We start from the raw sequence: 22,427 nt of genomic DNA on the forward strand, positions 1-22,427 counted from the left end.
CGAGGCCGCCCGCACGATCGCGGACCTCTGCGACACCATCAAACAGGCTTTCAAGCGCTTCACACCGAATGAGTGCCGCAACTACCTCGTGGCCGCAGGATACGATGCTTTTGACCCTACTTGATCGGATGTAGCCCTAGACCCCGAGGCCCTTCAAGCGGCCTAACGCAAGCAACAGTGCGCCCGGCATAGCGACCCCCGCCGACCCGCCGGGCGCACCCACCCACCCATCACACCACGCCCCCGCGATCCGGCGCCTTCATGCCCTGGATCGTGAAGGGGGACCCGACTCCGCAGCACAAGGACGCCACCCATGGCCAGACAACCATTCCGACCCGTAGAACTCACCGAGGCCCTTCGCCCCGTAGCCGCCCACGTCGATAACTTCATCCATGCCCAGGAGCCCAGCCGAGACACCAACCTCCAAGACCTCGCCCGATCCCTCTCCGGCCTAGGGGGGTCTCTCGCCGGCATGGTGGGAGAACGCGACAGGAAGGCGAAGGAGGATGACAAGGTCAGGGGCGAAGCAGCCTACTGGCAGACCAATGGCACCGGGGCCGCCGAGGCTGTCGCCAAGGGCCTCATCCCCGCCCAGGCCTCCCCCGCCTACCTCAAAGCCTACAAGCGTCTGGAAGGCGAGGTGGCGGGCGGCCAGTTGGAGCAGCAGTTCGCCTCCGCCTACGACACATGGGAGGGGAAGTCCTCGACCGACCCGAAGGCCTACGATGCGTTCCTCGGGTCCTTCATCAAGTCCAACATCACCACCGAGGACCCTGACGTCCTCCGGGGCCTTCTCCCGAAGGTGCATCAGGTCGCGGCCAACTACCTTCAGCGGCACATCGGGGATGCCTCGAAGGCTACCCAGGCCGGCTACAGCACCGCCCTCTCAGCCAGGGGGGAGCAGGCGATTGACGAGGCCAACACCGCAGGCCTCTCCTCCAAGGCCGGCACCGACTACCAAGGGGTCTTCGGCAGGCTTGAAGCCATCCGCGCGGATGGGCTCAAGATCGGCGCCAACCAGGAGCAGGTAGACCAGAAGCTCATCGACACGGTCACCGCCTCCGCCATCTCGAAGCGGGACCCGAAGCTCCTCGACTTCCTGGACCGCAAGGTGCCCGGCCGGGACTATACGTGGTCCAACACCCCCTACGGCCGGGACCAAAAGCAGAAGACCATCGACGCCCTGGAGACCATGGGCCGTAAGTCCATCGCGGACGACGAGAAGAAGAACCGGGAGGAGCTGGCCGCCATCAAGGCCGACACCACCCGGCAGACCATCAAGGCCATCACCGAGAACCCGAACGGCCCGCTCCCGGAAGCCCTCCTTGCCCAGGGCGAGAAGGTGGACCCGGACTTCCGCGTCAACGCCATCACCTGGCGGAACACCATCTCCAAGGCCGGCGGGGTCTCCGATCCTGAGGCCATGCTCGGGGTCACCTCCGACATCATCAACGGTGGCGGCCTCGGCCGGGTCCAGAAGGCGATGCGGGACGGGGTCTTCAAGAACCCGGCGGACCTCACGCGGGCCTACAAGCTGGCCGAGAGCATGGATAAGGGCGGGGCCGACATCGGCGCCATCATGAAGGGCGGCTCGGCGAAGACCATCCTCGATACCATCAAGGTCCGCACGGCCAACGACAAGGACGCCTCGAAGGTGTTCGATGACGGCTCGGTGTCGCCCGAGGGTCTCCAGGCGCAGACGGACTTCAAGCTTCAGATACTCGCCTGGAAGGAAGCCCATCCCACCGCGAATGCCATCGAGCAGGAGAAGGCCATCTCCGGCATCGGCGCCGATATCCTCAAGCGCATCCAGCAGCCGGAGGAGATGGGCGCAGTAGGCTTCGACCGGACGGGGATCGACGGTCCCAACACATTCGGGGCCAACGCGCCGCCTAAGGTCGTCCCGGAGGACCCCGAGGTCGCCCCGGCAAAGCCAGTGGCCAAGCCCCCGGCGGCTCCCGGTAAAGGGCCAGTCTTCGGGAACCCCTCCGTCACCATGCCGAGCGGGCTCCCCGGCGATACCGAGACCCCGGCGCCAGCCAAGCCGGCCACGCCCCCGGCACTCACTCCGGCCAAGCCCGCCGCCCCGGTCAACGAAGCAGACGCCGCCGAGTGGTTCAACAAGCTCGACCCCGAGGTGGCCAAGAGCATCGAGCTTAAGGCTGCCCAGGAGAAGAAGCCGCTGACGCTGAAGGCCCAGGAGGTCTACCAGCGCGGCATCGAGCGCGGGGTCATCCCGGCGCCAGTCCCGAGCCCCGCAAAGCCCGGCAAGCAGTCGAGCACAATGAGGGCGCCGGACGGGACGCCTATCGAGACCGCCAGCGCCAGCGAGGAGGGCATCGGGAAGGCCTTCCGCGAGGCAATAGACCCACCTGCTACGGCCGATACGGTGAGGCTGATGGGTGAGGCCTTCCAGCGGGCGCTTGCCGCCACGGGGAAACCTCAGGGCGGCTACTCGGCGGCCACCCTCCGGGACGATCCCAAGGCCGCCCGCATCCTCGACTTCGTGGCGGGGCCGGAGAGCGGGGGCAACTACAACGCCTTCTTCGGCAACGGCCGGTCCACCAAAAACCTCTCGGCCATGACCTTGGACCAGGTGATGGCGTGGTCGGGGAGCCGGGGAACGGAGTCCTCCGCCACTGGCCGGTACCAGTTCATGAAGGCGACCCTGCGCGGCCTGAAGACCGAGATGGGTCTCTCGGGCTCGGAGCCGTTCTCCCCGGCCTTGCAGGACCGTATGGCCGTCCAACTCCTCAACCGCCGGGGCTACTCCGAGTGGCAGGCCGGGCGGATCACCGATGCCCAGTTTGCCAACCGCCTCGCCCTCGAATGGGCCTCCCTGCCAAACATCACGGCGCAGAACGGCAGACCGGCGGGGGTCTCAGCCTACGCGGGGGACGGCTTGAACCGGAGTTCGGTGTCGCCGGCTTCGGTCCTCGGGGCGCTCACGGGGGTCTTCCGGCGGGGCATGCGGGCGGTGGGTTCATCGAGGCCGCGCGACGGCGAGACCAGCATCTAAGAACGGCAACAGGACGATAGGAGACAGAGCACCATGACGACGACGATGACCAAGGAAGAAGCGGATCAGTTCATCGCCTCGGGCGAGGTGGCGGCCAGCGTCGTGCGGGCCTTCGAGGAGGCGGCGCGGATCGGCAGGGAGGCCATTGCGGAGGACAGGGCGGACCCGGTGAGGCTTATGAGCGAGGCGTTCGAGAGAGCCCAGGCGGCCTTGCCGAGCAACGTCCTGCCGTTCGTGCGGAGGGGAGCTGCCTAAGGGTCCGGGTAGGAGGGCTTGAGGCAGGAAACGAGGCGGCCGGGGGTGGGCGTGATGTCTGCTCCCGGCTGTGGCCGCCGGCCGACTTATTGAGGCCGTTGGAACGTCTGCTTTCTCGCTGCACATCGACTTCAAGCGCAGCCATCATCGCCTCGTCGCGGTGCATCGTGTAAGGAGTGCGAACAGATTACCGGAGAATATTATGGCCAAGGATAAAAAGAGCACGTTTCCCGGCTCGATTCGGGAAAACGAGGAAGCTGTGAAGGCTGAAGCTAAAAAGGTCAGCACCAAGATCGAGGCGGCGTTTGGGAAGTTCGCCAAGAAAATGCGCGAGCGTGCTGACACGGCAAAGTCGAAGATGAACGAGACGCGGAAGCCCGAGAAGCGTGCTGTACTACTGAAGCGCTACGAGTTGTATGCGGATGCAGCAACCCACCTCGAAGAACGACTTTCCCACGACAAAGACTAGCGGGCCAAATCTGGCGCGTGCTACCGCCCGATTGCTGACGCTTCCCCTCAGGCAAGCGGCTTCTGTTGAGAGTGGTGGCGTTGGGTTTCTTTCTCGCAGAGCCGGACGCTCCTCAATCTGATACCTCCCTTGCGTCCGGCACTTAGACCGCCAGGCCAGCTTCGCGTGGCCCATGGATCGTTTTGTGCATCGCCGACGTTTCTCATTGTGCGTGACAGCATCAGGATGCCGCGATGCCGTCGTTGCTCGAAGCCGCCGAAGACGAATTGACCGCCATGGCTCAGGCTGCGCGGGAGGCCATAGACCTTCGCTTGCAGATGTCTCCAGGCGAAGACGGGGTGAGCTTCTGGGCAGCCGTGGCCAAGCTCTATGCCCGAGGTCTGGCGGAGCCCGTAGCGGTGCCTGAGGAATGCTCCGCGTAACCTTGGGCTATGAGAGCCCATATTGAGTGAGAAGGGCCGCTCTCTTCGCCCGCATCTGCATGGCTTTGATGGCGTGCTGACGGCTTGCTTGGAGCAGGGCTTTCTCCCCTTCGCTCTGACCATTACCCATCGCGCGTGCCAAGTTGCCTAGACCAGCGGCTGCATCTTGCTCAGCCTCAATCCCGCTGTCGAGCGTATCGAGAACGCCTTGGACCATCGGAATGAGCTGAGCGTAACCAACGTTCGTTCTCAAGTGCTCCTCCTCTTCGGCCTACGGGTCACGGGTGGCGAGGGCCGACCAGATGGCGTACTGTCAGTCGGGTAATGATGCACCAGAAGGGAAGTGACAGGTAGGCCGACGGTTAAGGGGGTCAAGGTCGAGCGCTAAGATACAGGCAAGCCAATGGGCGAATGCAGCCCAGGTAGCAAAGTTGGTAGCAACGGGTGGCCACCAAGTGCTTGCCCCCCGGCGCTTTACCCCTTCATGTCGGCAGGAGCCGAGACGCAGGCGAAATCTTCGAGTTTCTAATAGTCGAAGGAATGGACCGTGCCGGCATGTCATCCCATGTTCGCAGATCTAGAGTTCGACCCGCGGCCTTCTTGTTTGTCCCGCCCCATTGCTTGAAGTGAAAGGCCACGCTTTGTGCTAGGCAGGCGTCGCGGATAGCACGAACCCAGTCCGCTTCCATTGGGCGACTCCCTGGGCCGCTCTCGCCCCCTGCAATTACCCAATCGATGCCATCCAGATCAGTCGCAGCAATTGGACCCAAAAGCGGCTCAAGGCTTAAAAATCGCACTGCTGCCCCAGTCGCCCTTAGATGATTTACACGCCACCAATAGTCTTGGCTCTCTACGCTGACACCCATCCATACGTTAGAGGGCCACTTCAGTTTCTTTCCAATTGCCTCAAGCCTCTCGGCCCGCTTCGTTAGAACCTGGTAGGTATGCTGCGGGGTTAATGCCATAACTTCAAATACGCGACGGATAAAACTCAGCGGCACTTCCTCGTGAAAGAGGTCTGACATACTATTCACAAAAATCAGCCGACCTGTCGTCCACTTGCGGGGAAGCTCAAGGGCCTTCTCGTCTAGAACCACGCGACCAGTCCACTTGGCCCGCCCGCCAGAAATGCGTGTGGTTCCTGCGTACTTGCTCTGCCCCATCGCCTCTAGTCTGCGAGCCATACGCATGGCGTAGCAGTTCGTGCAGCCCGGCGACAGGATGGTGCAGCCTCCCACTGGGTTCCAAGTAGCTTCCGTCCATTCGATGGGTGATCCAATAGCCATTGCTGCTGCCTTAAAGTCCGGGGAACGAAGCTGTTACATCATCGCCAAAGGTACCAGGGCGCCTTTTCGCTGGCTTTGCGGTAATCTTGTTTTCGGTCTCCAAAGACAGAAGAGCGTCCTTATAATTCTTTTTTATGAACCGGGTATCAACGTGATGGCGACGGTAGACGTCTTCCATGCGTATGGTTTGCCCCTGATACTTGTGGAGCAGCTCTGCGGCCAAACCGTCGAGTGAGCGTTGAAGTGAGAAGAGGAGTGGTGTTCGCGCGTCAGCAGGAGAATACTCAAGGGACGGTACCCCTTGGTCGTTTGTCGAACTTTCCTTAGCCATGATCTCCTTCATGACCTCATACCCACGCTCATGTTTTGATACAAAAATCAAGTAGTGAGTAGACCTGGTTCCAGATGCATTGCGGAAGCGGAACGGAAGAACAAATTTACCGCCAAGCCCCTTAATGGCGCCCGCTATATTCTCCAGTATCAACGCCTCACGCTGCACTGGCGTTAATCCTGCAAGTTGATCTCGAAGTAGACTGGTTCGCACCTCACCAAACAAAGCCGTCATATGCTTATCTACCGCTTCGTTTGATATTCCCGCATTGATCCGGTTGTAGTTAAAAAAGAAGACGCAATCGCAGCCCCAGTCCTTGATTGCCCCTTTGATTAGTCCTAGAGACAGACCAATATATCCGAATGGATCGATAAATGAAAAGGTCGGCACCATCCGTGCGGTTTGTAGCCACGTTGCGATAGAACCCCCAACGTCACCTGTTGTGATTTTTGGCTGATAAGTGAGGGCTCCTATATCAGGAATTTTAGCGAACTCTTTCGCGAGACTGTCGGTGTGCTCTGGGTCTTCATCATTAAACAAGGTCAGCAATGACTTTCGCAAGCTCGGATCAGCGATTGCTTTTTCTATTATCATCAGCGGTGTTGACGCCGACCCATCTTTGTACCGGCCTGGCCCTGCGTATAGGTCAAGATAAGCAACCGGGTTGCCGTTTCGCTGTGCCCAAGGAACGATTATTTTGGCCCATGCAAAAAGGTATTTGCTTACAATTACTGCCTTGACCGCAGATTGGTCTTCACGCTCATTGAAAAACTTGCCTGCCAAGCTCATTCTCCCAAAATAATAAATTACCCTGCGATCAACAAAAGGGTGCTAGCCCATTATTATTGGAGAGAACGTATGAGGAACGCGCCTGAGAGTCAAAGCGACGCACGCAATCAATGCTTGAAGCAGGCGAAGGCGCGTCGCGGCTTGCTATGTTGATCGCCACTACGGCTGAAGCCCGTTGAGCCCGCCTCTGATCCCGTGCTACAGGACCGTGTTACAAAGGCGCTCCGCCCATCCCTCGGACCCTTTATTATCAATCACTTAGCGGCGCACTTGTCCAATCCGTCCCTGGGCACGCTACTGCTGCTTCCAGCTTAGACCCCGGATCACCCCCGGCACCTCAATCCTCGCCATCTCCTCCGCCAGCGCCTTCAGCCCGAAGCCACTACCGTATCCCCGCCCAACGCCCCCGCCGCCACTGTGCCCCGTAAGCGCATCGTGCACCTCTTCCGTCAGCCGTGCGTCTCGCGCCATGCGCTTGAAGGTGTGACGGAACGAGTGAAAGACCTTCGTCGGCTCCTCGACACCAGCCTTCCAACGGAGGTGGCGGTTGAACCACTTGGACCACGGCCCATTCTGCCGCCCCTCTTGGTCCGCCTCGACCTGAGGCCATAGGGGCGACTCCCGGCCAGCGCCGGCAGCTATGAGGGACTGGCGGTAGCGGAGGAGGCCGATGCGAACCAATTCGGGGTGCACGGGGACCTTGCGCCGGCTCGATGCCGTCTTGATGCTTCTCCCACCAGCGGTGCCGATGTCGAGATACCAGACACCCGACTCGGCATCTTGCGCTAGGTCCCTCACGCGGAGTTGGACTAGCTCGCCCTGCCTTGCGCCCGACATCAGGGCGAGCAGCGGCAACCAGAACGATGCCTCCCCGCCGCCGCCGCGTGGCCTCTCACCGTCACAATAGACCCCGGTCCCGAAGATCGCCTTGAGGTCCAATTCAGTGAACGGGAGGCGCTTGTCCTCCGCCCGTGCATCGACCGCCAGCTTGGTGCCCTTCCCGAAGGGATTGCGGAAAGCCGGCAGGGCATCGAGCTTCCCCGCAGCCTCCGCATGGCCGATGATGGCCGCGAGGATGTTGAGGACCTTGTTGACAGTAGCGGCGTGCCGGGATGGGTAGGCCTTGAGGTCGCGTTGCAGCAGTTCCCGCATCGCCAGCCGCTTGAGGTTCTCCGGCATCTGCTTCGGCACCTTCGCAAAGGCGTCCCGGAACTCTCGTGCCATCTCCCGCGTGAGGTCGCCCAAGCGGATGTCACCGTGCCACTCCGTCAGGCGTCGGACCGCGTAGTCGGCTTCGAGCAACGTCCGGTCGCTCGGCTTCTTAGTGCCTCTGGCGCCGCTCCCCGCTTTCCAGGCCTCGTATGCCTCCGATAGCTTCGGCCCTCTCCCCTCGTTCGGCTTAGGGGTGGGCACGATGTCACCCCGCTGCCTGTCGAGCATGCGGCCATATCCGGCAACGTGGGCCTTGAGGATCGCTAGGCCGGTCGCGTGGTAGACCTCCGAGCCTGGATCAATCGGTATGTTTTTCTCGCGGAAGAAAGCGCGGCACTCGGCGTCAACGATCTCTGTATCAAACCGGCTGAGAGCCTCGCGGTACTCCTCATGAAGGGTTTGCAGGCCGGAGCCGTAGGCGTCTGCATGATCTCGTCCGATGCCCCGCCGTCCAAACGGCACGGGCGCCAAGAGAGGCCACTGTGCCCGCTCCTCTGGCGTCTGAAGGTGGCGCCTTGGGTCGCCCTCCGACCTGTGAGCCTCGTCTTCAGCTAGGAGGCCTGCCAGCACCTCCCGCTCAATCGCTTCGGCCGGGGGCAGGACGGTGCGTCTCGGACTGGAAACCGCAGGCTCCCCGCGCTTCTCCCGCTCGGCTGCCTCGAAGTCCGCCATGCAGTCCCGAAGGAAGCGCGAGGCGGCTTGCTTTGCGGTGGCAGGGGATTTGGTCTTGAGGCTGAGCTTCCAGGCCGTCTTGCCCGTCCAGGGGGCCGGCATGAAGGGCCTTAGGTCCGCCGGGATGACACGGCGAAAATAGTACGTGCCCAGCCTGTCGCGGAGGAGGTAAGACATCAGGGCCATGACAGTTTGCACCACCGGTTTGTATGACCGGCGGCTGCATAAGGCACTGATTTAAGGGATATTTCCGCCCAAGCAATGGCTTAGGAAAAGATTGGCGCGCCCGAAAGGATTCGAACCTCTGACCCCCAGATTCGTAGTCTGGTGCTCTATCCAGCTGAGCTACGGGCGCCGACCTGACCGGGGGAGAGTTGTGCGCTCCGCCGTCGGTGGGGGTGTCTAGAATCTCCTTTTCGGCTTGGCAACCCCTTTGCGACCGATCGGCCTGCCTTTCTGCGATCCGCGTGCCGGAGGGTGGTCGCGGGACGCAGTGTCGGTCATGCTGGCCGCTCTCCCTATCGCAGGATACGCCCGACCCGTCATGACCACGCGCACCCCCTCCCTCTCCGGCGACGTCCTCGCCGCCATCGGCGGAACGCCGCTGATCCACCTGCGCCGTGCCTCGGACCTCACCGGCTGCACCATCCTCGGCAAGGCCGAGTTCCTCAATCCCGGCCTGTCCGTGAAGGACCGGGCCGCCCTGTCCATCGTCGCGGATGCCGAGCGGCGCGGGTCGATCCGGCCGGGCGGCACCATCGTCGAGGGGACGGCGGGCAATACCGGCATCGGGCTCGCCCTCGTCGCCTCGGTCCGCGGCTATCGTACGGTCATCGTCATCCCCGAGACGCAGTCGGCCGAGAAGAAGGAGACCCTGCGCCTCGCCGGCGCCCGCCTCGTCGAGGTGCCGGCCGCGCCGTTCTCCAATCCGGACAACTACGTCCATGTGGCGCGCCGGCTCGCCGAGCGTCTGGCAGCGACCGAACCGGCCGGCGCCTTCTTCGCGAACCAGTTCGACAACGTCGCCAACCGGCAGGCGCATGTGGACACGACCGGCCCCGAGCTCTTCGCCGCGACGGAGGGGCGGATCGACGGCTTCGTCTGCGCGGCCGGGACGGGCGGCACCCTCGCCGGCACCGCCCAGGCGCTGCGGACGCTCAAGCCCGGAATCACCGTCGCGCTCGCCGACCCCGAGGGATCGGCCCTTCATGCCTACTACACCACCGGCACGCTGAAGGCCGAAGGCTCCTCGATCACCGAAGGGATCGGCCAGGGCCGGGTGACCGCCAATCTCGAAGGGTTCCGACCGGACCATTCCTTCCGCATCCCCGACACGGAGGCCCTGGACATCGTGTTCGGCCTGATGCGCGAGGAAGGGCTCAGTCTGGGCGGCTCATCGGGAATCAACGTCGCCGGTGCGATCCGGCTGGCACGGGTTCTCGGCCCCGGCCACACCATCGCGACGATCCTCTGCGACGGGGCGGCGCGCTACGCATCGAAGCTGTTCAACCCGGCCTTCCTGACCGAGCGCGGGTTGCCCGTGCCGCCCTGGCTCACGGAAACGGCGGGCGAACTGCCGGACTGGCGGGCGTGACAGCGACTTTCCTGCAACACCGTCATCAATCTGCATCATTGTGACGCGCAAGCGTTGAACGGAATCGGCGGATGGACGTTTCACCGGTCAAGCTCAAGCAATGTTGGTTGGGCGTGACCGGAGTTTCTTTCCCATGACCCTGACCACCATCCTGCTCATCATCCTGATCCTCGCCGTCCTCGGCGGCGGCAACTTCCTCGGTGGCGGTGCTTATCGCGGGCAGAGTTTCGGTCTGGGCGGTATCCTCATCATCATCCTGATCGTGCTGCTGGTCACGGGACGCCTCTGATCGCACGTCCGAACCGGCGGGGTGTTCCGGCGCCCCGCCGTTCACGCATCGCGATCCGAACGGGACCGAGCGGATCCCCTACGGACAGGTGAGGCCGACCACCGAGCCGGCCGCCCTGGAGGCGACCGCGCCCAAGGTCGAGCCCGACCTGTCGGTGGCCGTAACCGGCGAGATGCCGTTCTCGGCCAGAAACGCCACCGCCACGCGGCCATCGACCAGGGGGTAGCTCATCGGCGGCGCAACACCGGCGACGAGCCGGGGCGATAACGGATAACGCGCGACGAGGCCCGCCAGGGCGCCGTCCCGGTCGAGCACGACGGCCCCCGACGATCCCGGCTGAAGCGGCGCGGAGAGCCGCTCCTGGCCCACTTGGCCCGACGAGACTTGGCCCGACGAGATTTGGCCTGACGAGACGGCGATGCCTCCTCCCGCATCGGCCCCCAGGACCACGAGCGCGTCGCCCGGCGTCAATGCGCTCCCCCGCGCGGCCAGGGGGGCGACACGGCCCTTGACGCCGGCCCCTTCCAGAAGCGCCAGACCCCGCCCTGGATCCACTTTGACGATGCGCGCCGCCATGTCGGCGATCCGGGGCGCCGCGCAGGCCTCCAGGGCTGACGAGGTCGTCAGGACACGCCCCGGGGCGACGATGAGGCCGATGCCTGCCGTCGCAGCAGATCGGGACAGAGGTGGGAGGGCTCTCACGGCCGGCCCCGGCAGGGGCCTGTCAAGCGTCCCGCCCGGTTTGGCCGCCACCTGGGCAGGGGCCGTATCGGCCGTCTCGGGGAACGGCGCGAAGCTGTTGGCGATGGCGATGACCAGGCGGTCCACATCCGGCCCGAGGGCCTTGTCGTAGCCGATGGTGAAGCCGCGAATTCCCCCCGCGCCGGCGGCATAGCGAATGTAGGATTTGCCCGTCGCCGTCTCGCCGGTGACCACGAGGAAGTCCGGCCGCTTGATCTTGTAGGTCACCTTGCGGTCGGCGGCCGGCGCGGTGGCACGGGCGAACAGGGTGTCGAGACCGGTCTCGTCCGGGGAGAAGGACTTCGTGTCGAGGGTGACGCGACCGTCCCCGCTCTGCCAGCGGGTTCCGCCGGCCTGAGGGCTGCGCTTGGCGAGCAGCCGCTCCGGCACGCCGATGACGACACCGCTCGCGGAATCTGGTTTCACGGTAAAACGCGCCGCCTTCCGGGCCATGTCGCCGGCCGCGAGGATTGCCGCCCGCATCCTTGCGTCGGGGAAGCCGGGCGCCGGGTTGCCGGCACGCTTCTGGTAGGAGAGCAGGGCGTCGTAAGTGCGTCGCCCGAACGTGCCGGTGATCACGCTGTTGTAGTCGCCGGTCCAGACCAGGGCGTCCTGCCAGCCCTTTCTGTCCGCCTCCGACAGGGGCTCGAAGGCCGCCTTCGCCGCCTCGAAGGCGGGGTCGGCCGCCGGTGCGGGACGGGCGGGCGCTTGAGCGGGACCTTGCGCCTGAACCGGCAGGACGAGGAGGGCCAGAGCCGCCGCAGCCCCTGCGATTCGCGCGCGCTGCGTCATGGTTCACGCTCCCCGATGGCCTTTTGGCGATGCCGTCTGCGGAGGTGTGACAGAGGGATCGCCCGATTTCCAGCGGCTCGTTAGGGCGAACGCGTCATTGCGGCGGCTGCGCGAGGTGCTAGGGTCCGGCGCGGCCCCGAGGGGGGATCGGATGCCGCCGAGGACGAGGTGGGCGATGTCGGGATCAACCGGGCTCGGGCGCGCGACCGCCCGTCTTGCCAAAAGCTTTCTTGCCAAAAGTTTTCTCGCCAGAGGCGTTCTCGCCGGCTCCCTGGCCCTCGGCGGCCTCGTCGCGGCACCGGCCTTCGCCCAGGCGCCGGACCGGCCGGTGGCGCGGCTTGCCACCCCGAAATCAGCGCCATCCCCCAAGGCTTTCGTGCGTGACGCGCTGGCCAGTGACGCGGTCCGTCTCGAAGCGACGGTGAAGGCCGATTCCGCCACGTCGGGCCTCACCAAACCGGCGGCCAAGCTGCGTGCCGAGGGCGAGGCCCTGGTGGAGGCCGAGAAGCCGGCCGATGCCCTCAAGCCCCTCGCCGGCGCCATCGCCGCCGATGCGGGTGATCCGCAGAACTGGCTCGCCTATGCCCGCGCCGCGAGCACGGTGGGCAATGACGAGCAGACCGGCGACTATTCCTACCGACGGACCCTGCGCGGTCAGGCTCGGGCCGCCGCCTATCAGGCTTACCTGAAGGCCCGCGGTGCCGCCGCCGAGGCCGAGGCCCTGGCGGTGCTGGGCGAGGTCTATGCCGATGAATCCGAGTGGCGGCCCTCCCTCGAGGCCTACCGCGCCAGCCTCGCGCTCGCCGACGACGCCACGGTGCGCGAGACCTATGAGGGTCTGCGCGCCGAGCACGGCTTCCGCATCCTCGACTACAAGGTCGATTCCGACGCCGCCGCTCCGCGCGTCTGCTTCCAGTTCTCCGAGAGCCTCGCGCCGAAGACCGACTTCGCGCCCTTCGTCGCCGTCTCGGGCGCGGCCAACGCCGCCGTCACCGGCAGCGGCCAGCAGATCTGCGTCGACGGGCTGAAGCATGGCGAGCGCTACGCCTTCGTGCTGCGCTCGGGCATCCCGTCCTCCGTGGGCGAGGCCTTGCTGAAATCGGCCGATTACGAAGTCTACGTGCGGGACCGCTCGCCCCAGGTGCGCTTCACGGGTCGCAATTATGTCCTGCCGCGCACCGGCCAGGCCGGCGTGCCCCTGGTCTCGGTCAACGCCCCGAAGATCGACGTGGAGGTGCTGCGCGTCGGTGACCGTGGCCTGCTGCCGTCCCTGCGCTCGGAAGAATTCCTCGGCCAGCTCAGCGGCATGACCGCGAAGACCATCGCCGACCAGAAGGGCAGCCGCGTCTGGAAGGGTACCCTCGATACCGCCAAGGCCGAACTGAACCACGAGGCGGTCACGGCCTTCCCGGTGCTGCAGGCGGTCGGCAAGCTGGAGCCCGGTATCTACATCATGCTGGCCCAGGCCAGCGGCGTCGCCACGAATGTCGATGAAGACGGCGGCTACGAGGCCCAGGCAACGCAATGGTTCGTCGTCTCCGATCTCGGCCTGACCGCCTTCAAGGGCCGCGACGGCATCCACGTCTTCGCCCGCTCGCTCGCCAGCGCGAAGACGGTGCCCGGAGCCGAGATCCGTCTGGTGGCCCGCAACAACGAGGTGCTGGCGACGAAGAAGACCGACGGCCAGGGCCACGTCGCCTTCGATCCGGGCCTCGCGCGGGGCGAGGGTGGGATCGCGCCCGGCCTCGTCGTGGCGCAGCTCGGCGACGATTACGGCTTCCTCGATTTCTCGCAGAGCGCCTTCGATCTCACCGATCGCGGCGTGAAGGGGCGGCCGCAGCCGGGCGCGGTGGAGGCCTACGTCTTCCCCGAGCGCGGGGTCTACCGCTCCGGCGAGACAGTGCAGATCACGGCCCTGCTGCGCGATGCCGCCGGCATCGCCGTGCCGGCCCTTCCCCTCACCCTGGTGGTGAAGCGCCCGGACGGGGTCGAGTATCGCCGCGCCCAGGTCGCCGATGCCGGCCTCGGCGGCCGCGCCCTCCCCCTCGCCCTGATGTCGGGCGCGATGCACGGTACCTGGCGGATCGCCGCCTATACCGACGCGAAGGCGCCGCCCGTCGGCGAGGCGACGTTCCTCGTCGAGGATTACGTTCCCGAGCGCCTGGAGGTGACGCTGACGCCGAAGCGCCCGACCCTGACCAAGGGCGAGCCGGCCATCGTCGACGTCGCCGCGCGCTACCTCTACGGCGCACCGGGCTCGGGCCTCGACGTGTCGGGCACGGTCCTGGTCCAGGCGGCCGCGACGAACGGGATCAAGGGGCTCGACGGGTTCTCCATCGGCCTCGACGACGAGAAGGTGGAGGCGACCTCGGCCGAGATCGAGGCCAAGGCCACCACGGACGCCAAGGGGCTGGCGACCCTCACCGTGCCGGTCCAGACGCTCAGCGCCCCCCGGCCCACCGAGGCGAAGATCACCCTCCAGGTCGGCGAGCCCGGCGGTCGGGCGCTGAGCCGCAGCCTCACCCTGCCGATCCTGCCGGCTAACCCCGTCCTGGCTATCCGCAAGAACTTCTCCGGCGACCTCACCGAGGGCGGCGTCGCCGCGTTCGACGTGGTCATGGCGAGCCCCGACGGACGGAGACTCCCGCAGAACGGCGTCGCCTGGACCCTGTCCAGGGTCGACCGGAACTACCAATGGTACCGCGAGGGCGGGCGCTGGTCGTTCGAGCCGGTGACCTCGACGCGGCGCATCGCCGACGGGCGGCTCGATCTCGCCGCCGACGCGCCGGGCCGGGTGAATTCCACGGTCGGCTTCGGCACCTACCGCCTCGAAGCCCTGGTCGCCGGCCGGCCCGAGGCCACGGTCAGCGTCACCTTCACCGTGGGCTGGGGCGGGTCCGAGACCGCGGACGTGCCCGATCTCCTCGACCTCAAGCTCGACAAGCCGAGCTATGCCGCCGGCGAGACCCTGAGGGCGCGCCTCCAGCCGCGATTCAAGGGCACGGCGACCCTCGCCGTGGTGAGCGACAAGGTCCACGACATCCTCGACGTCACGGTGCCGGAGGGCGGCGCCACGGTGGACATTCCCGTGAAGGCGGAATGGGGGGCGGGCGCCTATCTCGTGGCCACCGCCTACCGGCCGCTCGATCAGGCCGCCAAGCGCCTGCCGGGCCGGGCTTTGGGCCTCGCCTGGTTCTCGGTGGATACCGACAAACGCAGCCTCGCCGTGACCGTCGGGGCGCCCGCGACCACGCGGCCCCGCGAGACCCTGACCCTGCCGATCCAGCTCGCCGGCCTCGCCTCCGGGGAGGAGGCGCGGGTGAGCGTGGCCCTGGTCGATGTCGGCATCCTCAACCTGACCCGCTACGAATCGCCCAACCCGTTCGGCTATTTCTTCGGACAGAAGGCGCTCGGACCGGAGATCCGTGACCTCTACGGATACCTGATCGACGGCATGCAGGGGACGCTCGGCGCGATCCGCTCGGGCGGTGACGGCGGCGCGGCGGAACTCTCCGATTCGCCCCCGACCCAGGCGCCGTTGGCGCTCTATTCCGGCGTGGTCCGCGTCGGCCCCGACGGCCGCGCCAGCGTCGACTTTCCCCTGCCCGCCTTCAACGGCACCGGCCGGGTGATGGTGACCGCCTGGAGCAAGACCAGGGTCGGCTCGGCCCAGGCCGACGTGATCATCCGCGATCCCGTCGTGCTCACCGGCACCCTGCCGCGCTTCCTCAATGTCGGCGACCGCTCGCGCTTCTTCATCGCCATCGACAATGTCGAGGGGCAGGCCGGCGACTACACCGTGGATCTCGACCTCACCGGCCCGGTCCTGGTCTCGGCCGGCGCGGTCCACAGCACCCTGAAGCTGGAGCCCGGGGCGAAGACCTCGCTCGTCATCCCGATCACCGCCGCCGGCCCCGGCCTGTCGCGGCTCGACGTGAACCTGTCCGGCCCCGGCATCACCGGCACCGTCGGCCAGAGCTTCTCGCTGAACATCGGCCCCGGCACCGGCGCCCTGGTCCGCCGCTCGGTGAGTTCCCTCGAACCCGGCGCCAGCCTGCAGGTGACGGGCGACCTCCTGGCCGACATCCTCCCCGGCACCGGATCGGTCTCGGTGACGGCCTCCTCCCTCGCCGCCCTCGACGTGCCCGCCCTGCTCCAGGCGCTGGACCGCTATCCCTATGGCTGCTCGGAACAGACCGTGAGCCGGGCAATGCCGCTCCTCTACGTCAACAAGCTCGCCTCATTCGACAGGCTCGGCATCGACGACAAGGTGGACGAGCGGGTGCGGGAGGCCATCGACCGCGTGCTCTCGCGCCAGGACGCGTCGGGCGATTTCGGCCTGTGGAGCGTCGGCGGGTCGAGCGACGTCTGGCTCAATGCCTACGTCACCGACTTCCTGACCCGTGCCCGCGAACGGGGCTTCGCCGTGCCGCAGACCGCCTTCGCCAATGCCCTGGACCGCCTGCGCAACACCGTGGCCAACACCACGGAGGTGCGCGACGGCGGCATGGACATCGCCTACGCGGCCTATGTTCTGGCCCGCAACGGCCGCCCGGTGATGGGCGACCTGCGCTACCTCGCCGACACCAAGCTCGGTGAGTTCGCGACTCCCCTCGGACGCGGCCAGATCGCGGCGGCTCTCGCCCTCCTCGGCGACCGGGGCCGCGCGGCCAGGGCTTTCGACTCGGCGGTGACGGCGCTGGGATCCGCGCGCGACACCTCGACCTATCGCGCCGATTACGGCTCGCGCCTGCGCGACGGGGCCGGCCTTCTCGCCCTTGCCGCCGAAACGGGCCTCGCCCGCGAGACCATCCGGCCGCTGGGTCAGGTCATCACCCAGGAGCGCGCCGGCGGCCGCCTCACCAGCACCCAGGAGAATGCCTGGATGGTGCTCGCCGCCGAGGGCCTCGCCAAGGACGCGGAGGCGTTGAGCTTCAGCGTCGACGGCACGCGGCAATCGGGCCCGGTCTCGCGGCTCTACCGCGCGCCCGCTCTCGATGGGAGGACCGTCACCATCACGAATGACGGGACGAGCGCCGCCCAGACGGTGGTGAGCGTGTCGGGCAATCCCATCGCGCCCGAGCCGGCGGAATCGCGCGGCTACACCATCGAGCGGACCTATCACCGCCTCGACGGCACGGCGGTGGATCTCGCTCAAGGGGTTCGCCAGAACGACCGCCTCGTGGTGGTGCTCAAGGTGACCGAGTCCAAGGCCAGCGCCGGCCGCCTCCTGCTGGTGGACCGCCTTCCCGCCGGCCTCGAGATCGACAACCCGAAGCTCCTCGATTCCGATGCCCTGGCGGGGCTCGCCTTCGCCAAGTCGGACGTGCAGCCGGTGAGCACCGAGTTCCGCGACGACCGTTTCGTGGCGGCCTACGAACGGTCGCCGGAGCAATCCGCCTTCTTCACGGTGGCCTATACCGTGCGGGCGGTCTCACCCGGCACCTACGTCCATCCCGGCGCCACCATCGAGGACATGTACCGCCCCGAGCGCTTCGGCCGCACCGGATTCGGTTCGGTCGAGGTGAGCGCGAAATAGGGCCATGGATCGCGCCGTCCCCTACCCTCCCCCCGCTGCGGGGGAGGGTGCCTGCGGAGCAGGCAGGAGAGGGGGCGACCTCTCCGGACCACGCGCTCCCCTCTCCCGACCCGCTTCGCGGGCCACCCTCCCCCGCAAAGGGGGGAGGGTTCTCGCGAGCGTCATCGCCCTCCTCATCCTCCTGCCCGCCCTGGCCCTCTGGCGCTTCGTCGCGACCCTCCCGCCCCTCGACCTGACCCAAGCCAACCTCCGCTCCACCGTCATCCTCGACCGCGAGAGCCATCTCCTGCGCCCCTTCGCCACCGCCGACGGGCGCTGGCGGCTGCCGGTGACGGCGGCGGAGGTCGATCCGCGCATGCTCGCCATGCTGAAGGCCTACGAGGACTGGCGCTTTGCCGACCATCACGGCATCGACCCCGCCGCGACCCTGCGCGCCGCCTGGCAATGGCTCCGTCACGGCCGGATCGTGTCGGGGGGCTCCACCCTGTCGATGCAGGTGGCCCGCCTGGTCGAGCCGCGGCCCGAGCGCTCGCTCAGTGCCAAGCTCCGCCAGATGGTGCGGGCGGTCCAGCTGGAACGCAGGCTGGGGAAGGACGGCGTGCTCGATCTCTACCTCGCCCTCGCCCCCTATGGCGGTCCGGTGGAGGGGTTGCGGGCGGCGAGCTTCGCCTATTTCGGGCGGGAGCCGGCCCGGCTCTCCTTCGCCGAATCCGCCCTCCTCGTCGGCCTGCCGCAGGCGCCGGAGGCACGCCGGCCGGATCGTTTTCCCGCCCGTGCGCGGCAGGCGCGCGACCGGGTCCTCGACATCGCCGCGGCGCGCGGCGTCATCACGCCCGCCGAGGCGAAGGCCGCCAAGGCCGAACCGGTGCCGGACCAGCGAAAACCCTTCCCGATGCTGGCGGCCCATGCGGCGGAGGCGGCCATGGCCGCCGATCCCGTCGCGCGGGTCCAGCGCCTCAGCCTCGACGGGCGCCTTCAGGCGAGCCTCGAACGGCTCACGGCCGAGCGCGCCGCCGCCATGGGGCCGGGCATCTCGGCGGCGATCCTCGCCATCGACAACCGCACCGGCGCGGTGATCGCCCAGGTGGGAAGCGCCGGCTATCTCGACGCCAGCCGTTCCGGCGCCATCGACATGACGGGGGCGATCCGCTCGCCTGGCTCCGCCCTGAAGCCGTTCATCTACGCACTGGCCTTCGAGAACGGCATTGCCCATCCCGAGACCCTCCTCGACGACCGGCCGGTGCGCTTCGCCGGCTCCTACGCGCCGGAGAATTTCGACCTCAGTTACCAGGGCACCGTCACGGCGCGGCGCGCCCTGCAGCTCTCCCTCAACGTGCCGGCGGTGGACCTGCTGGAGGCGGTGGGTGCCGCCCGCTTCATCGCCCGCCTGCGCGGCGCGGGAGCCCGGATCGACCTGCCGCGCGACACCGCGCCCGGCCTGCCCGTCGCCCTGGGCGGCCTGGGCATCACCCTCACCGACCTCGCGCGGCTGTTCTCCGGCCTCGCCCGGGGAGGCTCGGTTCCCGACCTGATCCGCCGCCTCGACGGGCCGGCCGCCCCGGCCCCGCCGGAGACGCGCGTCACCGAACCGGTGGCGGCGTGGTACGTCGCCGACACCCTGCGCGGGGCGCCGCCCCCCGAGAACGCGCTGCCGAACCGGATCGCGTTCAAGACCGGCACGTCCTACGGCTATCGCGACGCCCTGGCGGTGGGGTTCGACCGGCGGGTCACCATCGCGGTCTGGGTCGGGCGGCCGGACGGCAACGCCGTGCCGGGCCTCGTCGGGCGGGTGGTGGCTGCGCCGATCCTGTTCGACGCGTTCTCGCAGTTCGGCGGCGAGCCCGATTCCGTGCCGATGCCCCGCGACGCCCTGGTGACCACCACCGCCGGCCTGCCGCCGCCCCTGCGCCACATCCGCAGGGACGTGCCCAAGACCCTATCGGCGGCTCTCGGCTCGGCCCTCAAGATCGCCTACCCGCCGGACGGAGCCCGCATCGATCTCGGCCTCGCCGAGCCGGGCCCCCCACCGAGCCTCGCCCTCAAGGCGCTCGGCGGCGTGCCGCCCCTCACCTGGATGGTCAACAGCCTGCCCGTCGCCGAGAGCCCCCGGCGCCAGTCGGAATGGGCACCGGACGGCGCGGGCTTCGCCAGGATCTCGGTGATGGACGCATCGGGAGCCAGCGACAGCGTGGTGGTGAGGCTCGAGTGACGGGCCGGTCCTTCTCCCTACGCGGGCAGGACGACCACCTTCGTCTTCACCGGCGTCCGTGAATACAGGTGGATCATGTCCTGGCTGAGCAGGCCGACACAGCCGCTCGTGATGCCCGTGCCGATCGAGTCGGGCTCGCTCGAGGCGTAGATCGTGTAGAGCGTATAGGCGCCGTTCTGGTAGAGATGGAGGGTACGGGCACCCAGCGGGTTGTCGAGGCCGCCCGGCATGCCGCGGGCGTATTTGGCCGCCTCGGGCTGCCGCCGGATCATCTCCTTGGGCGGCGTCCAGGTCGCCCATTCGGACTTGCGACCGACATAGGCGTCACCGCTCCACAGGAACCCGGCGCGGCCGACATTGGCACCGTAGCGGGTGGCGGCCCCGTCCTCCTCGATGCGGTAGACATAGAAATTGCCGGGATCGACGATGATCGTGCCGGGCGCTTCCTTGGTCTCGTAGCGCACCGTCCGGCGATAGTATTTCGGGTCGATCTTCCTGATGTCGGTGGCCGGGATCGGGAACTTTTCGTCCGGCATCGGCCCGTAGATCGTCGCCGCCTCGGCGAGGATCAGACCGTCGGTCGTCGCGCAACCGGCCAGCCCCAGCGCGCCGAACCCGGCGGCCGAACCGGCCAGAAACGACCGGCGGCTGAGATGCCCCGTCCGGCGCCCGAGCCGGGCCATCTCGTCCATTCCGCCGGCAGCGGCCTTCCCAGAGTCCATCGTCATGATACCGGACTTCCCTTGTCCTGCGGTCCGCCATGTCCCGTGGCCCGACGGCACAACGCACCGGCGGACATCCGTCCAGCGGACTGCCAAGCTGAGTTAGCCGGTCCCCGACTTGGCTGGCAAGCTCGGCATTCCCTCTCCTTCCCTTCATTCCGTGTAAGCAGAAGGCGTTCCTACCAGGGTCAGTCTTCGCGCGTGCGACGCGTCACGCCGGAGGCGCGCGGATTCGAATGTCCTCCGTCTCGGCCAAGCTTCAACGCGGCCGGGTGATTCGATGGACGAAGGGGCGGCGGACATGAATGGGGATCGGACATGAGCGGCAGCATGGTCCCGGTGACCGCCCCCCTCACCGTCGCGGAAGCGGCGCTGGCCGACGTCGCTTCATCCCTCGCGCCGGCGGGCAAACTACGCCTGCCGCTGGCCCTCAAACTCGCCTATACGGCCTTCATGGCGGTGCTCGTGCCCGTCTACTGGACTTGGTACGGGCCGACCAACTTCCTCTACTTCTGCGACCTTGCGCTGATCCTCACCCTGGTCGGCATCTGGCGGGAGAGCCCGCTCCTCGTCTCCATGCCGGCGGTGGGCATCCTGGCGCCGCAGGTGCTGTGGGTGGCGGATTTCCTCGCCGAGCTCGTGGGCGTGCCGCTCACCGGCATGACCGCCTACATGGTCAAGGCCGAGAACCCGCTCTTCCTGCGCGCGCTCTCGCTGTTCCACGGCTGGTTGCCGTTCCTCCTCGTCTACCTGGTCTGGCGCCTCGGCTACGATCGGCGCGCCTGGGCGGCCTGGTCCGGCCTCGCCGTCGCCGTGCTGATGGTGTGCTTCGTCCTGATGCCCGGTCCGCGTCCGGATGCGGGGCTGGTCCCCGTCAACATCAACTACGTCTGGGGCATGAGCGACGCCGTTGCCCAGACGCTGATGCCGGCCTGGGCCTGGTTCGCGAGCCTTCTCGTCACCGTGCCGCTGGTCCTGTGCGGCACCACCCACCTCGTCCTGCGCCGGCTGATGCCGGCGCCGGTGGCGCGGTAGAACCCGTCAGCTTCCGGACTTGCGCACGGCGTCGGACACCGTGATCGGCTTCGGCAGCAGGCCGAGGCGGTGGAACGTGTCGGCCACCTTCTGCTGGTCGGCGATGACCGCGGCGTCGAGGGGCGTCACGCCGTAGGTCAGGCGCTTGAGGGCTACGGTGAGGATCGGCGCCGGGATGCCGATGGCGGGGGCCAGTTCGGCGGCCACCGTGTCGGTATTGTCCTTCGCCCAGGCGTCGATCTCGCCGATCGCGGCGAGGGTGGTGTCGAGCGCCTCCTTGTTGGCGTCCGAGAATGGGCGCGTCGACAGGTAGAACTGGCGGTTCGGCACGATGTCGGTGCCGTTGACGAGAGTCCGCGCGCCGGTGGCCCGCTCGCCCGAGGCGAGGAAGGGGTCCCAGATCACCCAGGCATCCACGGCGCCGCGCGAGAACGCCGCGACCGCGTCGCCGGGCGCCAGGAAGACCGGCGTTACCGCCTCGTAGGGCACACCGGCCTTGGCCAGGGCCTCGACCAGGAAGTAATGGACGTTGGAGCCCTTGTTCAGGGCGATCTTCTTGCCGCGCAGATCGGCGACGGTCTTGATCGGGCTGTCCGTGGCGACGAGGATCGCCTCGCCGAGCGGTGCCGCCGGCTCATGGGCGACGTAGAGGAAATCCGGGTTGTTGGCCTGCCCGAAGATCGGCGGGGCCTCGCCGGCCGAGCCGAGATCGATGGCCCCGGCATTCAGCGCCTCCAGCAGCGGCGGCCCCGAGGGAAACTCGGCCCAGGTCACGCGGTAGCCCAGCGGCGCCAGCTTCTTCTCCAGGAGGCCCTTTCCCTTGAGCAGGACCAGCGTGCCGTATTTCTGGTAGCCGACCCGGATGACCTTGTCCTCGGCGCGCGTCAGCAGGGTGCCGAGGATCAGGAACGCCAGGGCGGTGAGGAAGGCCAGGGTCGTCTGCCTGGGCGGGGAGAGGGTGCGCGCGGTGGAACGGGGCATGGAATGTCCTCGTGCAGCGTCTGGAACGGATGTCCGGTGAGCCCCCCTCGCCCCGCTTGCGGGATGAGGA

The 22,427-nt window shown here is 67.2% G+C and carries 16 protein-coding genes, 1 tRNA gene and 1 pseudogene; 10 read left to right on the plus strand and 8 right to left on the minus strand.

The window, feature by feature from the left end:
- From MKK51_RS10850 to MKK51_RS10870, 5 genes and pseudogenes are all read left to right on the plus strand, one after another.
- A pseudogene (locus tag MKK51_RS10850) lies at window positions 1-124 on the plus strand (IS630 family transposase); the annotation flags it as partial.
- Between the two features lie 189 nt (window positions 125-313).
- On the plus strand, window positions 314-3,019 hold the full coding sequence (locus MKK51_RS10855; RefSeq protein ID WP_243977018.1) for a hypothetical protein: 2,706 nt from the start codon (window positions 314-316) through the stop codon (window positions 3,017-3,019).
- Between the two features lie 33 nt (window positions 3,020-3,052).
- Window positions 3,053-3,274: a hypothetical protein gene (locus MKK51_RS10860; RefSeq protein WP_243977019.1), complete on the plus strand. Its 222-nt coding sequence runs from the start codon at window positions 3,053-3,055 to the stop codon at window positions 3,272-3,274.
- 202 nt (window positions 3,275-3,476) lie between these two features.
- Complete coding sequence (locus tag MKK51_RS10865) at window positions 3,477-3,743, plus strand: hypothetical protein (protein WP_243977020.1); 267 nt, start codon at window positions 3,477-3,479, stop codon at window positions 3,741-3,743.
- A gap of 233 nt (window positions 3,744-3,976) precedes the next feature.
- A complete protein-coding gene (locus MKK51_RS10870) occupies window positions 3,977-4,165 on the plus strand; it encodes a hypothetical protein (protein ID WP_243977021.1) in 189 nt (62 codons plus the stop codon).
- Window positions 4,166-4,172: 7 nt separating this feature from the next.
- Here the strand turns inward: MKK51_RS10870 and MKK51_RS10875 are convergent, their stop codons facing one another.
- The 5 genes from MKK51_RS10875 to MKK51_RS10895 all read right to left on the minus strand — a co-directional run bounded on the left by MKK51_RS10875 (window position 4,173) and on the right by MKK51_RS10895 (window position 8,810).
- On the minus strand, window positions 4,173-4,418 hold the full coding sequence (locus tag MKK51_RS10875) for a hypothetical protein (protein WP_243977022.1): 246 nt from the start codon (window positions 4,416-4,418) through the stop codon (window positions 4,173-4,175).
- 229 nt (window positions 4,419-4,647) lie between these two features.
- Entirely contained in the window at window positions 4,648-5,451 is an 804-nt protein-coding gene (locus MKK51_RS10880) for a DUF5131 family protein (RefSeq protein ID WP_243977023.1), read from the minus strand.
- A gap of 10 nt (window positions 5,452-5,461) precedes the next feature.
- Window positions 5,462-6,565 (minus strand): three-Cys-motif partner protein TcmP, encoded by a 1,104-nt coding sequence (locus tag MKK51_RS10885; protein ID WP_409565661.1) that lies wholly within the window; start codon window positions 6,563-6,565, stop codon window positions 5,462-5,464.
- A 300-nt stretch (window positions 6,566-6,865) separates the two neighbouring features.
- A complete protein-coding gene (locus tag MKK51_RS10890; RefSeq protein ID WP_243977025.1) occupies window positions 6,866-8,641 on the minus strand; it encodes a site-specific integrase in 1,776 nt (591 codons plus the stop codon).
- 92 nt (window positions 8,642-8,733) lie between these two features.
- Window positions 8,734-8,810, minus strand: a tRNA-Arg gene (locus tag MKK51_RS10895).
- A gap of 189 nt (window positions 8,811-8,999) precedes the next feature.
- On the opposite strand from MKK51_RS10895, the gene MKK51_RS10900 reads away from it, so the two are divergent.
- On the plus strand, window positions 9,000-10,049 hold the full coding sequence (locus MKK51_RS10900; RefSeq protein ID WP_243977027.1) for a cysteine synthase A: 1,050 nt from the start codon (window positions 9,000-9,002) through the stop codon (window positions 10,047-10,049).
- A gap of 133 nt (window positions 10,050-10,182) precedes the next feature.
- Window positions 10,183-10,338, plus strand: a complete 156-nt coding sequence (locus tag MKK51_RS10905; protein ID WP_018046049.1) for a hypothetical protein — start codon at window positions 10,183-10,185, stop codon at window positions 10,336-10,338.
- Window positions 10,339-10,416: 78 nt separating this feature from the next.
- Here MKK51_RS10905 and MKK51_RS10910 read toward each other — a convergent pair whose 3' ends face one another.
- On the minus strand, window positions 10,417-11,871 hold the full coding sequence (locus MKK51_RS10910; protein ID WP_243977029.1) for a serine protease: 1,455 nt from the start codon (window positions 11,869-11,871) through the stop codon (window positions 10,417-10,419).
- A gap of 175 nt (window positions 11,872-12,046) precedes the next feature.
- On the opposite strand from MKK51_RS10910, the gene MKK51_RS10915 reads away from it, so the two are divergent.
- Both MKK51_RS10915 and pbpC read left to right on the plus strand, forming a co-directional pair.
- Entirely contained in the window at window positions 12,047-17,410 is a 5,364-nt protein-coding gene (locus MKK51_RS10915; protein ID WP_243977031.1) for an alpha-2-macroglobulin family protein, read from the plus strand.
- Window positions 17,411-17,414: 4 nt separating this feature from the next.
- A complete protein-coding gene (gene pbpC, locus MKK51_RS10920) occupies window positions 17,415-19,619 on the plus strand; it encodes a penicillin-binding protein 1C (RefSeq protein WP_243977033.1) in 2,205 nt (734 codons plus the stop codon).
- 17 nt (window positions 19,620-19,636) lie between these two features.
- Here the strand turns inward: pbpC and MKK51_RS10925 are convergent, their stop codons facing one another.
- Window positions 19,637-20,347, minus strand: coding sequence for a L,D-transpeptidase (locus tag MKK51_RS10925; protein ID WP_243977035.1), 711 nt, complete (start codon window positions 20,345-20,347; stop codon window positions 19,637-19,639).
- 312 nt (window positions 20,348-20,659) lie between these two features.
- Between MKK51_RS10925 and MKK51_RS10930 the strand changes: the two genes are divergently transcribed.
- On the plus strand, window positions 20,660-21,376 hold the full coding sequence (locus MKK51_RS10930) for a hypothetical protein (protein ID WP_243977037.1): 717 nt from the start codon (window positions 20,660-20,662) through the stop codon (window positions 21,374-21,376).
- A 6-nt stretch (window positions 21,377-21,382) separates the two neighbouring features.
- Here MKK51_RS10930 and MKK51_RS10935 read toward each other — a convergent pair whose 3' ends face one another.
- Window positions 21,383-22,357: a sulfonate ABC transporter substrate-binding protein gene (locus MKK51_RS10935; RefSeq protein WP_243977039.1), complete on the minus strand. Its 975-nt coding sequence runs from the start codon at window positions 22,355-22,357 to the stop codon at window positions 21,383-21,385.
- Window positions 22,358-22,427: the final 70 nt, after the last annotated feature.

Source organism: Methylobacterium sp. E-045, assembly GCF_022829685.1.
Taxonomy (GTDB): Bacteria; Pseudomonadota; Alphaproteobacteria; order Rhizobiales; family Beijerinckiaceae; genus Methylobacterium.